At 49.6% G+C, this 15,212-nt stretch carries 15 protein-coding genes and 5 tRNA genes; 9 read left to right on the forward strand and 11 right to left on the reverse strand.

All coding sequences use genetic code 11. From position 1 onward, the window contains the following. Window positions 1-18 precede the first annotated feature (18 nt). From H8L47_RS03845 to gltX, 5 genes are all read right to left on the reverse strand, one after another. Window positions 19-438, reverse strand: a complete 420-nt coding sequence (locus H8L47_RS03845; RefSeq protein ID WP_186951871.1) for a DUF1801 domain-containing protein — start codon at window positions 436-438, stop codon at window positions 19-21. Between the two features lie 161 nt (window positions 439-599). After that, window positions 600-675: transfer RNA gene (locus H8L47_RS03850), tRNA-Glu, on the reverse strand. Window positions 676-742: 67 nt separating this feature from the next. Beyond that, window positions 743-818: transfer RNA gene (locus H8L47_RS03855), tRNA-Glu, on the reverse strand. Between the two features lie 32 nt (window positions 819-850). Further along, window positions 851-926: transfer RNA gene (locus H8L47_RS03860), tRNA-Ala, on the reverse strand. 64 nt (window positions 927-990) lie between these two features. Continuing rightward, complete coding sequence (gltX, locus tag H8L47_RS03865) at window positions 991-2,385, reverse strand: glutamate--tRNA ligase (protein ID WP_186951872.1); 1,395 nt, start codon at window positions 2,383-2,385, stop codon at window positions 991-993. Window positions 2,386-2,577: 192 nt separating this feature from the next. Here gltX and H8L47_RS03870 point away from each other — a divergent pair, with 192 nt between their 5' ends. The 3 genes from H8L47_RS03870 (at window position 2,578) to H8L47_RS03880 (ending at window position 3,808) form a co-directional block, all read left to right on the forward strand. Next, entirely contained in the window at window positions 2,578-3,480 is a 903-nt protein-coding gene (locus H8L47_RS03870) for a pseudouridine synthase (RefSeq protein WP_186951873.1), read from the forward strand. A gap of 72 nt (window positions 3,481-3,552) precedes the next feature. Further along, window positions 3,553-3,629: transfer RNA gene (locus H8L47_RS03875), tRNA-Pro, on the forward strand. A gap of 102 nt (window positions 3,630-3,731) precedes the next feature. Then, window positions 3,732-3,808, forward strand: a tRNA-Pro gene (locus H8L47_RS03880). Window positions 3,809-3,872: 64 nt separating this feature from the next. Here H8L47_RS03880 and ribD read toward each other — a convergent pair. Both ribD and apbC read right to left on the reverse strand, forming a co-directional pair. After that, the gene (gene ribD, locus H8L47_RS03885) at window positions 3,873-4,970 is read right to left on the reverse strand and encodes a bifunctional diaminohydroxyphosphoribosylaminopyrimidine deaminase/5-amino-6-(5-phosphoribosylamino)uracil reductase RibD (protein WP_186951874.1); all 1,098 of its coding nucleotides are present in this window, start codon (window positions 4,968-4,970) and stop codon (window positions 3,873-3,875) included. 13 nt (window positions 4,971-4,983) lie between these two features. Then, window positions 4,984-6,072, reverse strand: a complete 1,089-nt coding sequence (gene apbC / locus H8L47_RS03890) for an iron-sulfur cluster carrier protein ApbC (protein ID WP_186951875.1) — start codon at window positions 6,070-6,072, stop codon at window positions 4,984-4,986. Window positions 6,073-6,252: 180 nt separating this feature from the next. Here apbC and H8L47_RS03895 point away from each other — a divergent pair, with 180 nt between their 5' ends. Next, the gene (locus H8L47_RS03895; protein ID WP_186951876.1) at window positions 6,253-6,942 is read left to right on the forward strand and encodes a carboxypeptidase regulatory-like domain-containing protein; all 690 of its coding nucleotides are present in this window, start codon (window positions 6,253-6,255) and stop codon (window positions 6,940-6,942) included. Between the two features lie 49 nt (window positions 6,943-6,991). Here H8L47_RS03895 and H8L47_RS03900 read toward each other — a convergent pair whose 3' ends face one another. Together H8L47_RS03900 and H8L47_RS03905 are read right to left on the reverse strand one after the other, a co-directional pair. Next, entirely contained in the window at window positions 6,992-8,509 is a 1,518-nt protein-coding gene (locus tag H8L47_RS03900; RefSeq protein WP_186951877.1) for a phage tail sheath family protein, read from the reverse strand. Window positions 8,510-8,543: 34 nt separating this feature from the next. Next, window positions 8,544-9,143: a DUF924 family protein gene (locus H8L47_RS03905; RefSeq protein WP_186951878.1), complete on the reverse strand. Its 600-nt coding sequence runs from the start codon at window positions 9,141-9,143 to the stop codon at window positions 8,544-8,546. Between the two features lie 126 nt (window positions 9,144-9,269). On the opposite strand from H8L47_RS03905, the gene H8L47_RS03910 reads away from it, so the two are divergent. From H8L47_RS03910 to H8L47_RS03925, 4 genes are all read left to right on the forward strand, one after another. Further along, window positions 9,270-9,803, forward strand: coding sequence for a GbsR/MarR family transcriptional regulator (locus H8L47_RS03910; protein ID WP_110254021.1), 534 nt, complete (start codon window positions 9,270-9,272; stop codon window positions 9,801-9,803). A gap of 123 nt (window positions 9,804-9,926) precedes the next feature. Beyond that, window positions 9,927-10,364, forward strand: coding sequence for a thiol-disulfide oxidoreductase DCC family protein (locus H8L47_RS03915; RefSeq protein ID WP_186951879.1), 438 nt, complete (start codon window positions 9,927-9,929; stop codon window positions 10,362-10,364). An 8-nt stretch (window positions 10,365-10,372) separates the two neighbouring features. Continuing rightward, window positions 10,373-11,677, forward strand: a complete 1,305-nt coding sequence (locus H8L47_RS03920; RefSeq protein WP_186951880.1) for an SDR family oxidoreductase — start codon at window positions 10,373-10,375, stop codon at window positions 11,675-11,677. Beyond that, the gene (locus H8L47_RS03925) at window positions 11,674-12,147 is read left to right on the forward strand and encodes a DUF2269 family protein (RefSeq protein WP_186951881.1); all 474 of its coding nucleotides are present in this window, start codon (window positions 11,674-11,676) and stop codon (window positions 12,145-12,147) included. The genes H8L47_RS03920 and H8L47_RS03925 overlap by 4 nt, the downstream gene beginning before the upstream one ends. Before the next feature lie 45 nt (window positions 12,148-12,192). Here the strand turns inward: H8L47_RS03925 and H8L47_RS03930 are convergent, their stop codons facing one another. Both H8L47_RS03930 and H8L47_RS03935 read right to left on the reverse strand, forming a co-directional pair. Next, window positions 12,193-12,924 (reverse strand): site-2 protease family protein, encoded by a 732-nt coding sequence (locus tag H8L47_RS03930; protein ID WP_186951882.1) that lies wholly within the window; start codon window positions 12,922-12,924, stop codon window positions 12,193-12,195. A gap of 33 nt (window positions 12,925-12,957) precedes the next feature. Further along, complete coding sequence (locus H8L47_RS03935; RefSeq protein ID WP_230413564.1) at window positions 12,958-13,839, reverse strand: DUF2167 domain-containing protein; 882 nt, start codon at window positions 13,837-13,839, stop codon at window positions 12,958-12,960. 263 nt (window positions 13,840-14,102) lie between these two features. On the opposite strand from H8L47_RS03935, the gene H8L47_RS03940 reads away from it, so the two are divergent. Further along, window positions 14,103-15,170: a hypothetical protein gene (locus H8L47_RS03940; protein ID WP_408057683.1), complete on the forward strand. Its 1,068-nt coding sequence runs from the start codon at window positions 14,103-14,105 to the stop codon at window positions 15,168-15,170. Window positions 15,171-15,212: the final 42 nt, after the last annotated feature.

Below are 15,212 nucleotides of genomic sequence, written 5' to 3' on the forward strand. Positions count from 1 at the left end.
ATAAACAACTCATATTGTTTATACCCCCAGCATGGGTAAATGTTTCCTGTCGTGATAAGTCAGCGATAAAAGGATGCAGTGCTTCACTTCATCAACGGGGACCTCATCATCCTGATGAAAAATAATGGCGCGATTACCTGCAAACTTTAGCTTGTCGCCGTAAAGCTCTTTAAATGTATCAAGCAGTCTGGTCTGGCAATGAAAATACATGGCGTATTGATCTGGCGCCGAACTCTTCCAATCTATTCTGACAGTACTGCCTTTTTTCGCGAGATAACTTGGCTCGCCCCATTTCAGGGTTTCCTCCAGCGTATCCGCCACCTTACATTCTGATGCAGTATCCAGTACCAATTGACGCAGGTACATCAGCTTTTGCCTCATGTGAGGTGGATAGTTATTGAAGACATCTGCAACCTGGGGATTTTTGAATTTATCCATCCCTCCCCTCCTTTTCGCTGAGACATCATGTTGGATGCTTATTGTCGAAATTGCCGAAAGAAATACAGAATCGAAAAAACTGATGAAGAGTAAAGCATACCGCAAAAACAAAAAAACCTTGATTTCTCAAGGCTTTTTTGTTTCTCTTAACGAGAACTTACTGGCGTCCCCAAGGGGATTCGAACCCCTGTACTCACCGTGAAAGGGTGATGTCCTAGGCCTCTAGACGATGGGGACATATTCTGTCCGTGTTACTGACCTAATACTAACAACTTGTTGTCCACAATAACTTAATAAAGTTGATTGGCGTCCCCAAGGGGATTCGAACCCCTGTACTCACCGTGAAAGGGTGATGTCCTAGGCCTCTAGACGATGGGGACAACAAGTATGTTTTCTGCTCTGCCACATTTTTTGGTGGAGGTAAGCGGGATCGAACCGCTGACCTCTTGCATGCCATGCAAGCGCTCTCCCAGCTGAGCTATACCCCCGACGCTGCAGAACAGAAACAAGATTATAGGGGATACATCGTCAGATGTAAAGCCCCCAGACTTTCTAGCCTGCAATCACGCTCAGACGTTGCGTAACAACTTCACGGCCAAACAGCTCGATGACAGCATCGATAGATGGTGTCTGCAATTGGCCTGTCAGCAGCAAGCGCAAAGGCATGGCCAGTTGTGGCATCTTCAGTGAGAAGTCTGCCAGGGTTTGTTTCATGGCGGCAGACAGGGCTGCTTTATTCCACTCCACGGTTTTGCATAGCTCGGCGTATTGACGCAAGGCTGGCAATATCGCCTCAGTCACATGCTGGGTCATCAACGCCGGGTCTGCTGCCGGCTGGCGATAGAACAGCATGGCCGCCTGTCCCAGTTCTACCGTGGTATTGGTGCGCTCTTTCAACAGTGCGATCACGGCTTCCAGTGCGGGCGCATTATCAAACTGCGCCCCGTCGTCCAGCATTTGCTGCTTGATCAAACCAGCCAGGCGCACATTGTCTGCCGCCTTGATATAGTGGTTATTGATCCACGCCAGCTTTTCAGGATTGAACTGGGCAGCAGAACCAGACAAATGACTTAAATCGAACCAGCTGCACATTTGCTCCATGGAGAATATCTCATCATCACCATGGCTCCAGCCCAGGCGGGCCAGATAGTTGAGCATGGCTTCAGGCAGATAGCCCTGTTTTGGATACTCCATCACACTGACGGCACCATGGCGCTTGGACAGTTTTTGGCCATCAGGGCCTAATATCATAGGCAAATGACCATAATGCGGCAGAGTCGCGCCCAGCGCATTCAGGATATTGATCTGGCGCGGTGTGTTATTGACATGATCATCACCACGGATCACATGGGTGATTTGCATATCCCAGTCATCGACTGCAACGCAGAAGTTATAGGTCGGCGTGCCATCAGGACGAGCAATAACCAGATCATCGAGCTCACGGTTACCGATAGTGATTTGTCCTTTGACCACATCCAGCCAGCTGACTTCGCCATCCAGAGGGTTTTTGAAACGTATTACTGGCTTGCGGTCAGCCGGTATCGCTGGCAAGGTCTTGCCAGCTTCAGGGCGCCATGTGCCGTCATAGCGTGGTTTTTCACCTGCAGCACGCTGGCGTTCACGCATGGCTTCAACTTCATCCGGTGAAGAATAGCAATGATAGGCCGTGCCTTTAGCCAGCATGTCAGCCAATACTTCGCCATAACGCTCCATGCGTTTCATTTGATAGAAAGGGCCTTCGTCATGATGCAGGCCCAGCCAGTTCATGCCATCGAGAATGGCTTGCACGGCTTCTGGCGTAGAGCGTTCCAGATCGGTATCTTCGATACGCAGCACGAAAGTGCCACCAAAATGACGGGCAAATGCCCAGCTGAACAAGGCAGTGCGGGCACCACCAACATGGAGATAGCCGGTAGGGCTGGGAGCAAAACGGGTACGTACAGTCATGAGATCACTAGCCTGCGCCCTGCTGTCGAAGAAGCTGACATACTAGAACGCGATAATGGTTAAAACCAGCATTTTACCGTTTTAACATCCCGGGCGGATAGTTTCATAATGCCGGGCAGTCCGCCAAACTCCTGACTGATGCCTGCGTGATAGTATGGCGGAGCAAATAGACCACCCGATAAACGATCAAGCATGCAAGTCCAGTCTCCTCCATTTCTGCCGTTACCCGTACGCGATGGCATCGCCCCCAGCTATATCTGGATACCAGAAGGTCATTGGGACAATGTCTTCCGTTTTTTGCAAGATCATTTCCCTGATGTGGCTGCCCACACCTGGCAAGCACGCCTGGATAAACATGAGATCGTTGATCAACATGGCAAAGTCCTGCTTGCAGATAGCGCGGTCAAGCGCGGCATGTGTATTTACTACTATCGTGAAATCGAGAATGAAACGCCTATTCCGTATCATGAAGAAATCCTGTTCCAGGATGAACATTTGCTGGTAGTCGATAAACCGCACTTCTTGCCCGTCATTCCATCCGGTCGTTTTTTACAGGAGACTCTACTGGTCAGGCTGAAGAAAAATACTGGCTTGATGGATCTGACTCCGATACACAGGCTGGACAGAGAGACTGCAGGCGTCATGCTGTTTTCACACAATCCTGCCACCCGCGGGCAGTATCAATCAATGTTCCAGCGCAAAAACATGGCAAAGACTTATCTCGCAGTCGCAAAGCACCTGTCTGAACTGTCTTTCCCACTACGCCATTGCAGCCGCATGGAAGAAGCAGAAAAGTTCTTTGTCATGCGTGAGGTAAACGGTATCGCCAATTCCGAGACCTTGATAGATATCAAGGAAAGACGTGGAGAAAATAGCCTCTATCAACTGCAGCCTGTGACTGGTAGAAAACATCAATTGCGACTTCACATGAGCAGCCTGGGTGCACCTATTGTGAATGATGCCTTTTATCCGGTCGCCCTGCCCTGCAAGGCCGATGACTTTTCTGCACCATTGCAATTATTGGCAAAGTCCATCCGATTTGATGATCCACTCACTGGCCGAGAGCGATATTTCGAGAGTAGAAAATCATTGTAAGTAGCTGGCATAGTGGGCTACGCAGGCAAACGGGTTGACAGCAAGGCCCTAAAGCAGTAATATTGCGGTCTTCGGAGTGTAGCGCAGCCCGGTAGCGCACCTGCTTTGGGAGCAGGGGGTCCAAGGTTCGAATCCTTGTACTCCGACCAGATTCCAGGGATCGTCAGAGACGGTCCCTTTTATTTCGGAAGATTCAGATCTTGTTTTTTAAGACTTCATCAACTTAAATAATAAATGACAGACCAGTTTTTCGGAGTGTAGCGCAGCCCGGTAGCGCACCTGCTTTGGGAGCAGGGGGTCCAAGGTTCGAATCCTTGTACTCCGACCAAGTTAAAAAGGATCGTTGAATATTCAACGATCCTTTTTTCTTTTATGCTTCACATTTACATGAATTATTTGAAGCGAGCCAGTATGCGCAAATCATCACCTACCCGGCTGACCTCATGAAATTGCAAAGCCCTCGCCTCATCCACATGGTTCAATTCAGGCAAATTAAATAAACCAGCCCCACTACCCAAGAGCTTGGGTGCCAAATACATCAAGAGCTCGTTAATGCAATTTTGTCTGATCAATGCGCCGTTTAATGTTGCCCCGGCCTCGACGTGCAATTCGTTAATTTGCCTTCGCCCCAATTCCTGCATCAAGGCTGGCAAATCCACCTGCTGATTTTCATCGGACAAGCAGATCACTTCTGCGCCTGCATGCTCCAACTCAAGCTGCTTTCCTGCATCAGCTACAGCACATACAATCAGCGCACCACCTTGCAAAACCTTGGCTTGTGCAGAGATTCGCAACTGCGAATCTACGATGATTTTTTGCGGCTGACGTGGCGTGTCGACGCCTCGCACATTCAGCATGGGATCATCTGACAGCACCGTGCCTATGCCAGTCAAAATCGCATCTGCACGTGCGCGCCAAAGATGCCCATCCTGCCTTGCTGCTGGCCCGGTAATCCACTGGCTCTGCCCATTTGACAATGCTGTGATGCCGTCAAGACTACCAGCGACTTTCATTCTGACCCAGGGCATGCCAGTTTCCATGCGCTGAAAAAAACCTATATTCAATTCCCGCGCCTGCAAAGCCAAGTCAGGGAAGGCACCACACTCAACTTCGACACCTGCTTCCTGCAAGATACCTAAGCCACGACCGGCTACTTGCGGATTGGCGTCCTGCATGGCAGCAACCACGCGTGCGATACCAGCATCACGCAAACCATTTGCGCATGGTGGCGTGCGGCCAAAATGACTACAAGGTTCCAGCGTGACATAAGCAGTAGCGCCACGGACATCGTGGCCTTTTGTGGCGGCATCACGCAAGGCTTGCACCTCTGCATGCGCCTGCCCTACCGGCTGCGTCCAGCCCTGCCCCAGCACCTGACCCTCACGCACTATCACGCAACCCACCTTGGGGTTAGGTGAAGTTTCTATGGTGGCGCGCCTGACCAGCTCCAGCGCCTGCTGCATGTAAGCATAATCAGCCTGCTTATCCATACTCGCTTGCACCTCAGGTATTTTGTATGGTGATGGTCGGAAACTTGCTGGTCATATCCTTGGCTTTTTCAGCGACCTTGATTGCGACCTTACGGGCGATGTCTTTATACAAGCCAGCAATTTTCCCGTCAGGCTCAGCAACTACTGTCGGCGTACCAGAATCAGCTTGCTGGCGTATAGCCATTGTCAAAGGCAAGCCACCAAGGAAATCAACTCCAAAATCGGCACACATCTTCTGCCCGCCACCTTCACCGAAAATATGTTCCGCGTGACCACAGTTGGAGCAGATATGTATGCTCATGTTTTCGACGATGCCCAGGATAGGAATCCCAACTTTTTCAAACATTTTGAGACCCTTGCGCGCATCCAGCAAGGCGATATCTTGCGGTGTCGTTACGATGACAGCACCAGTGACAGGCACTTTTTGCGACAGCGTCAATTGCACGTCACCCGTACCTGGTGGCATATCGACGATCAGATAATCAAGGTCACGCCAGTTGGTTTGCCCCAGCAATTGCTGCATGGCCTGGGTCACGAGGGGGCCGCGCCAGACCATGGGTTCGTCAGGGTCAATCATGAAACCGATGGAAGACACTTGCAGACCGTGGTTTTCCAGTGGCTCCATGGTTTTGCCATCGACTGTTTCAGGACGGCCGGAGATACCCATTATCATAGGTTGCGAAGGGCCATAGATGTCGGCATCCAGGATACCGACAGCCGCACCTTCAGCAGCCAGGGCCAGGGCCAGATTGGCGGCGGTAGTCGATTTACCAACCCCGCCCTTGCCTGAGGCCACAGCAATTATATTCTTCACATTAGGCATGAGCTTGATACCAGGCTGCACGGCATGGGCAATGATTTTCGAACTCACATTAACTGTGGCCTTGCCTGCGCCTGGCAAGGTTGCAATGGCTGCCACAACGGCAGCGCGTATCATTTCAAATTGGCTTTTCGCCGGGTAACCCAGCTCGACGTCAAGGCTCACATCTACGCCTTCTATCTTGATATTTTTTACTGATTTAGTCGTTATCAGGTCTTTATTCGTGTTGGGGTCTGTTACTTTTGCCAACGCGGCTTTAATGTCATCAACTGTAATACTCATGCAATTCTCCATAGATATGCTGCAAGTCTAGCGCAATTTGTGCGTCTGGGCTGCAATACCCTTGCTGACAGGCTTGTTGTAAGTCAGCATCTTGAGAAGATACAAACTCCTTTGCCAAATAAAGTTCAAGCATAATAGCCCTGCGCTCATTTGTTTTTATAAGAAAATCAGGAGAAATTGATGCAAATCCAAGCAAAACTGCCGCCCCGCAAATTCCGCCTGCCATTATCTGTTTTGGGATTGCTCAGTTATTCACTAACTGCCCAGGCTGGCTTGCTGGTGGGGCATTTGACCGACAAGAACGGGCAAGCCATGAGCAATGCCGTTATGTTCGCAACACCATTGGATACGCCTTCACCTGCAAAAAAACCTGGTGAAACAAGCATTGTGTCGCAAGAAAATTATGCCTTTAGCCCTTTCCTGACCGTCATACGCAGTGGGACGCAGGTGCGTTTTCCCAACAAGGATAATCACGAGCATCACCTGAAATCATTTTCGCCAGCAAAGACCTTCGAGCTGCGCGTGAATAGCAAAAAAGAAGAACCAGCACCTGTCCTGTTTGACAAAGTGGGTGAAGTCGCCCTGGTCTGCCACTTTCACGACTGGATGCGCGGTTTTATCTATGTGGTTGATACACCGTATTTTTCCAAGACCGATGCGTCAGGCAGTGTGGCCCTGAATAATCTGCCCGCCGGCAAGTATGAAGTCAAAGCCTGGGCACCGAATATGTTTGGCGAACCGCTTGCACAAACTGTGCAAGTGGCAAATGACGGCCCAAGCAATGTCAAATTCCAGTTCAGCTTCGTACCTAAAGCACCACCTGCTCCGCGCAATCTGAACAAAAGTACAGCCACATTTGGTTATGACTAGCTTATGAGGTCTTAATGAGTGCCCGGCATGGTGCCAGGCACTCTCTCAGTTAGCTGGTTTGCATCTGCTGTTGAAAGGTCAGTACGATAAATTCTGCCGGATGCGTAAGCGCGACTGAAACTGTCACCTTCATCAGACCATCGAGTATGTCTTGCCCTGTCATGGTGCTGCCCAGCCCAACTCTGACACTATATGCCTCATCTGGCTTGCTGCCAGCCAGAGCACCCTCCTTCCATAGTGCATTCAAAAAACTGCTGATTGAGGCATTCACGCTAGCCCAGGTCAGGCTATCGTTGGCTTGAAACACACAGGATTGCAAAGCTGTTTTAATCGATTGCTCCAGCATGATCATGGTGCGTCTGACATTGATGTAACGCCAGTCATCGCTATTTCCCGCCAGGGTGCGCGCTCCCCAGACCAGCAAACCGTAGTTGGGAAAAGTGCGTATGGCATTCACAGCCATTCCATTCAAGGGCATATTTAAATCTGTCTGCTGCTGGTCAGTGACAGTCACCGCAGGGGAAAGGGCGTTGATGATGGTCGTATTGGCAGGTGCCTGAAACACACCAAAAGTATGATCAGTACGTGCATATACACCAGCCATGGCAGCAGCGGGTGGCAAAAGATTAACGCTGCCAACGATGTTGTTCATGCAGGATTGATACAACGGCGATAACGCCATCAGGCTTTGATGACGCTGACGCACTGCCACTGCGTCACCTGTTTGCGGCAACAAGGCTACGATGCTTATGTAAGCCTGTAGCTTTGTCGCGTTACCAGCAGCGTCGGCAGGAAATAAAGTGGCTGCTTCCGTATTCAAATCTGCTACCAGCAAAGGCAAGGTACCAGCTGAAACCCAGCTGTAATCGATGTCACTGATACTGACGATATTCGTATTCAGCCATGGATAATAACTGACGCCATATTTATTGAAATCATCACCCAGCCCGGCAATCCTGTAGAAGCCACCGTTGCCTGTGCCGCCAGTGACAGGGTCTTGCGCACTGCCATCTGCGGGTAAATAGCCATTGAGTACATCAAGTACGCACATGAGATGCTGCGCTTGTTCACAACTTTGCAAAGCCATTTGCGATACGCTGGCCCAGTCATCCAGGCTAAGTTGCACAGCATCGGGCATGACCAGCAAATCAGCTTCTGTACATGCAGCGGCAACAGCCAGCGCACTGGTATAAGCGTCCTTGCCAAAAGTACCCGCAGCAATTACATCGCCATAAGTACCAAGAGAAAGGATGTAGCAAACCCCACCACCATTATTGAAGAACAATTGCAAACCAAAATATAAACCGAAAGCCGGCGCAGCTTTATTGGCCCGATATGGTGGCATCGCCTGCGTATTGCTCACGTAGTCATACTCTATTTGTGGCGCAGCGCCGAAAATGCTGATGTATTCACTCAGCGATGAAATGGGTATGGGCTTACCCTCACCGTTGGCCTCTGCTGTATATCCAACAAAGACAGGGATGCCTGTAGGCACCGCCACCACAGCACTGGAAAAACCATCCACTTCAGTAGCATAGACACCTGGTGTTGCAAGTTGTTGAATCATGGTCGAGTACTCCGTAGTAGCCTGCTGCCATCTTTTAAAAAGACGATCCAGGTTCAGATAAAAATTTCACTTCTTCTGATGTCGATGCTCTTCCCAAAATTGCATTCCTGTGCGGGAAGCGGCCAAAGCGCTGGATGACTACGCGATGCTTGATGGCGAATTGATAAAAGCCTTCAAAAGTCTCGCGCTGTGCTTCAGGCACTTCCTGGCGCAAGGCATCAAACAAGGCCACAGCCCTGTCCTGGTCTGCCAGCGACTCTGAATGTTCCAGCGGCAGGTAAAAGAAAACTCTTTGGATAGGGCGCAACTGGCGGTCAGCCTGTGCCAGCAGACCCGCCTCACAATAAGCCCTGGCCTGCGCATCATAAGCGAAGGACTCGGGCGTGTTTCTATACATATTCCTGGGGAACTGGTCACACAGGATGATCAGTGCCAGCCTGCCTTCTGCTGTATTTTCCCAGCCTGCCAATTCCTTTTGCATTGCTTGTTCGGTTAAATTGGCGAAACCATCCCTGATGGCAGCATCCAGATCATCGCTCTTGGACCACCATAATCTGGTCTGGGACTGCGCGGTCTTGGCATCGTCGGGATCCATCCCAAACCAGAAATTTAATACTGCGTGCAAATCATCCATCAATGCCTCTCTTCTTTGATATCTTGTTAAAGTCTCATTCACAGCAATTTTATCTTTTATTAAGGAAATTTATAATTCTTTTATTTCTGTCTTGACTGAAATAAAGGAATTAACTACACTGTGCTCATGGAACTTACACCCGTCAAACAAAAATTTATCCTGCACTGGGGCGAAATGGGCACCTTATGGGGTGTTAACCGTACCGTGAGCCAAATTCATGCCCTGCTGTATATCGTTGGCTGCCCCATGCAGGCAGAAGAAATTGCAGACACATTGGGTGTAGCCAGATCGAATGTATCCAATTCGCTGAAAGAGCTGCAAAACTGGAAGCTGGTGAAACTCGCGCATGTCATGGGTGACCGCAGGGCACATTATGAAACTTCGCTTGATGTCTGGGAATTGTTTCGCACAGTAGTACGTGAGCGCAAGGAAAGAGAGTTCAATCCCACCATTACCACCTTGCAGCAATGCCTGGATAGCCCTGATCTGGATCAGGAAGACAAGGCCACACAGTTGCGCATAGCAGAAACCCTGGCACTGATGAAGACCGTCACCACCTGGACCGATGAAATGCTGCGACTGGAACCGAATACGCTGATGAAGCTCTTAAAGATGGGAGCGGCAGTACAAAAATTTGTGCGCGGGGATGACAAGCAATAAGCTTGCTGCAACAAGCTCTTCATCTGATTCGCACAAGAAAAAAATGCAAAGGCATTTTTTTTGAAGATACATTTCTGTTTTGACAGAAATGTCAGAAATAAAGTTAAACTGAGGAAGATTAAAATGAACGACTATCCACTCACCCTTCTGTATGATGCCTCGTGCCCTGTCTGCAAGCTGGAAATGGACAATTTGCGGGAGCGTGATCAATTGAATAAATTGAATTTCGTCGATGCCTCGGCACCTGGTTTTGATGCTGGTAAATACGGCGTCAACCTGGAAGAAGCAATGCGCGTCATCCATGGTGTCAAACCCGATGGCACGGTCGTCACTGGCGTAGAAACCATCCACCTTGCCTATCGCGCCGTGGGCCTGGGCTGGCTGACTGCGGCGAGCAATTTACCGATACTAAAACCTATCTGTAATTGGGGTTATGAGTATGTCGCCAAAAATCGTCACTGGGTTTCTGAAATATTTGCAGATGCGATCATTCGCATTGCCGCGAGACGCGCTGAAAAACGTAGCCGCGCCTGCAAACAAGGCAAATGTTCAATTAAATAAGTTTCATCATGAAAATTCTTATCTGTGGCGCACAAGGTTTTCTGGGGCGCCACATCAGCCAGGTTTTGCAGGATGCAGGACATGAAGTCTGTCATGGAGTGCGCAAACCAAAACTGCCCGAACGCCTGACTGATCCTGAAGAAATAGCGATCAATTATACGCAGGACATTGAGCCAGCCATCTGGGAAAAACGTCTGCGTCGCTTAGGGCAAATTGATGTCATCATCAATGCTGTAGGCATACTCAATGAAACGACAGAACTAAGTTTCGATGCCATCCATCGCGATGCACCTGCTGCCTTGTTTTACGCGGCATCCAGTTGCGGCGTTAAATCCATCATTCAAATATCTGCTTTGGGTGCTGTAAACGAAACCGAGCATCCGGAAGCCATGACAGGCTATATGCAAAGCAAGCGCGCGGCTGACAAGACGCTGATAGCTAGCGGCCTCTGTTATCTGATCATGCGCCCTTCCTTGGTCGTTGGCATTGATGGTGGCAGTAGCCAGCTATTCCGCAGCATGGCCAGCTTACCTGTGCTTGGTTTGCCAGGTCGTGGTGAACAGCAGGTACAACCCGTGCATGTAGAAGACTTGTGTGCAGCAATAGCTATCTGGCTAGCTGATGAAAACCGCAATAGCATGATTTTGAACACAGTAGGCCCGCAAGCCATTTCTTACCGGCGCATGCTGGAAATCTATCGCAAAGCCATGGGCATGCCAGCGCAATGCATGTTCTCTATCCCCATGCCTTTGATGCGCATGGCAGCCAGCGCGGCAAGGCTGTTGCCGCAAAATGTGCTGACGCCAGACAGTTTGCGCATGCTGGAGCAAGACAATGTTGCTGACGCCATCCCCTTTGCTGCGCATCTGAGCAGGCCAGCAAAATCGTATAAAAACTGGTTCGCAGACGTCCCAGCCCATATGCTCGCCAGCAGCGCGATTGCAGGCTGGAGCCTGCCACTGTTTCGCTATGTGTTGGCTCTGATCTGGCTTGTTACGGCAGCGTTATCATTTGGTCTCTACCCCATCTCTGGCAGCCTGGCCTTATTGCAGCCTCTCGGCCTTAGTGGTGCGCCTGCCATGTTCATGTTGATGGCAGCATCTGCCCTGGATTTATCCTTAGGGCTAGCGACGCTGTTCTGGCCCAAGCGTATTTTATGGTTGATGCAAATTGCCCTGATTGCTGGCTATAGCTGCATCATTGCGATCTTTTTACCTGAATATTATTTACATCCATTTGGCCCTGTCCTGAAAAATCTGCCAATACTGGCTTTACTTGCTTATTTATTTGCTCATCAAAGAGACACAAAATGAACACCTATCTCTTGCTTAAAACCCTGCATATCCTGTCTTCTGTCTTACTGGTTGGTACCGGCTTTGGCTCGGCGTTTTATATGTTTTTTACCAACCGCAGCAAGCAATTCAAGGCGCAAATTGTGGTTGCGCGACTGGTGGTTTTGGCTGACTGGTGTTTTACGACACCTGCCGTGATTATCCAGCCTCTGACAGGCTTTGCCATGGTACTTATGGCAGGCTGGCCCTTGAGCACCCCCTGGATCATGTGGTCTTTCGTCCTATACCTTTTTGCAGGTGCCTGCTGGCTGCCTGTGGTGTGGTTGCAAATTCGCATGAAAGCCATGCTGGAAATTGCCGATGCTAACAACACTACTGTGCTGCCAGAGCAGTACTGGCGCTATGCGAAGATATGGGAATGGCTGGGCTATCCAGCATTCATCGCCATGATAGGTGTGTACTTTTTGATGGTGAACAAGCCCAGTTTTTAAGAACCCGGATACAGCAAGCGCAGAATACTGCGCTTGCTTTATTAACTAAATGCCTTTTACCTGACGCGCCGCCTGCACCATCTCATGCACATCATTGGTCATAACGGCCAGGAAGCCCAGCAAGATCAGGTAATAGGCTGCATAGGTAAATCGTACCTGGGATGACATATTGTAGTAAGCCTTGTTCTCTTCAGCCTCTGGATCGTATTTCCAGGCGCGCCACAATTGTGGCCAGGCCAGAAAACCGATAATGATCAGCATGGGACTGGGGCGAAAATAAAACACAGCCAGCAAGATGGGAACGCCAACGAACCAGATACGAGGCGTCAGCACTGCGGTGATGCGTCCGCCATCAAAAGGCATCATGGGTATCATATTGAAGAGGTTTAAAAAGAAACCTGAATATGAAACCGCCAGGAGCAAGTCGCTATTGTAGTTACGGGCGAGGAAGTAACAAAGTATCGAAGCAACTGTTCCCGCCAAAGGACCGCCCATTCCTATATATGCTTCAGTCTCGGCATCATGGGGTTGATCTTTTATCTCAGTCCAGGCGCCCAGGAAAGGGATGAAAGTCGGCAAACCCGCGCGCAAGCCGCGCTGACGGGCCGCAATAAAATGGCCCAACTCATGGATAAACATGAGCAAGACAAATCCCACGGCATACCACCAACCAAATATCCAGGCGTAAAACACTACAGAAATAATCATGGTGCCGCCCGAGGTCAGCAACTTGCCAAATTTGACGCCAGAGAATAGCAGGAACAGCAACTTCAACATTTTTATTTATCCTTACCTGTACTTCTTATAGAACTACGCTTTCTTGTGACCAAACAACTTGGCCACCAAGGCGCCCAAGCCTACCACGGCAACCAGAGCCAGTTTGGCGAACTTGGCCAGGAAAGCGAAAATCAATGCAAACAAGCCCAGTTTCTTGGCGGCGACGCCGCCAATCAAGGCAGCAAGACCATACTCAGCTACTTTATCCGTGCTGACATTAAAATCGCTGTAACGTTTGCCGTCTGTAAATTCCAGATGCCCCAATAAATCTTTGGCGATGGCTTTTTGTTGCGGTAAATCATTGAGGGCTGTCACCAGATTCAAGCTGATATAGCCTTCGCGGCCAAGTGCATAGGTATTGTAGTTAACACCCTGGTTATCATTATTAGCCTGTTTGTCTTTGGTGATGGCCGACCAAACCAGTCTGTGCGTTGCAGCATCGTAGTTAGGCTTTTCTGCCCAGCCTACCAGTTGCATTTCAGGGATACCACGCTGAACACGTTCTTTATTGCCCTCTTCAGTACCTTCTCGCAAACTTTTCAGCAAATCGTCTGCATTCCAGTCTTTGGCGTCATCATCCTTGATATAGCCTGACTTTTCATACTCGGCCACAATCATCCAGTCACCCTGCTCTGGGAAAATTGCCCCGATCAGGCTCTCAATAGAAGAATTACCCATCGCACGCATGATGCGGCCAGCTGCGGGCATAGGGACAAAGAACTGACCAGCAGGCACTTTCAAGACAGCCTGATCGATCAATTTAATTTCTGCAGGGCCTGCCTGCATGACTTTCTTCGCTTCATCAAAGGCAGCTTTCATCTCAGCTTCAGTCGCGGCATTTTGCGCATAAGCAAAATGGCTAAAGGCTATCAAAAATAAGGCTGCTACCCACTTTAAAAACTGCTTAACGATCATATTCATTCCCTGTAAATTTATATTTTGATGAGCAATATGCCAGCCAGGCATTTGCTGATCATTTATTGTGCACAACTAATTTATGGATTTTTGTGAATTTATATACACTTTGTTTCCATTAAGTTAAGCATAATGCCTTGAAACATGGCCTAAATCAAATCCATACTTAAGTATTAGGCGCTAAAATAGCGTCCCCAGCTCAGGCTTCCCATTCAGATAAAAGTGCTTGCCGCCCTTACCAAAGAGCAAGCACTGGCAGAATCATGACCACCTTCGCAAGCGATACCAATACCAATACAGACAACTCAGCGTTGCACTTGCCTGCCGACACCATTGCAATGGCGGAGCAACATTTGCGCGACATCCTGCAGCTCGCGTTTGAGCACACGGATCAACATCAGGCAGTAGTCGTTTATGACCAGCGCTGCCCTCTGGCAGTCGCATTGACCAGCGCCTACCGCGCTTGCCTGCCCAATGCCCGCTTCATCGATTTTGATGCGGAGACACCTGAGTTTATTTTGTCAGCTTTAAATACCCTGCAAGCATCTGATCTGGCTGTGCTGGTTCAATCCACCAATTTTCGCCTCGAAGCCTACAGGCTGCGCGTGGAATTATTCAAGCGCGGCCTGAAAGTCATAGAGCATCCCCACCTTGCACGCATGGAAGGTGATGAAAACCTGTATTACATAGAGTCACTGGCTTACGATGCCAACTACTATCGCGGCACCGGCAATGCACTCAAACAAAAAATCGATAACGCCAGCCGTGGCGTCGTCGATAGTGGCGACGCAGAACTGATCTTCAGTGGTCGCTTTGAACCGGCCAAGCTCAATGTCGGTGACTATCGCCAGATGAACAATGTCGGTGGTCAATTTCCCATTGGTGAAGTATTCACAGAATCGGTAGCACTGGAAGATGTTTACGGAAAAATCCGCATTTTTGCCTTTGGCGATACGACATTTACCGTCAATCGCCCGGAACAGCCGATCACCCTGATCGTGGAAAAAGGCCAGGTTGTTGATACCATCAATTCCACGCCTGAATTTGATCAGGTGCTGGCCAATATACGGGCTGACGATAGCGTAGTCTGGGTGCGCGAACTAGGTTTTGGCATGAACAAGGCCTTTTCCAAGGATAAGACCGTGCGTGACATAGGCACCTATGAGCGCATGTGCGGCGTCCATTTATCCCTGGGCGCCAAGCATGGCAGCTATGCAAAACCGCATATCAAGCGAGGTGAAGGCCGCCATCATGTCGACGTCTTTGCCGTTACCGAAGCGGTAAAACTGGATGATGAAGTTGTCTACAGGAACGGTGCGTGGGTAGTTTGAGCATCATCCATTAGCAAAACAACACAAAACCCCCATTTCTAT

Origin of the sequence: Undibacterium umbellatum, from assembly GCF_014284125.1 — a bacterium.
In the GTDB taxonomy this organism is placed as follows: domain Bacteria; phylum Pseudomonadota; class Gammaproteobacteria; order Burkholderiales; family Burkholderiaceae_D; genus Undibacterium; species Undibacterium umbellatum.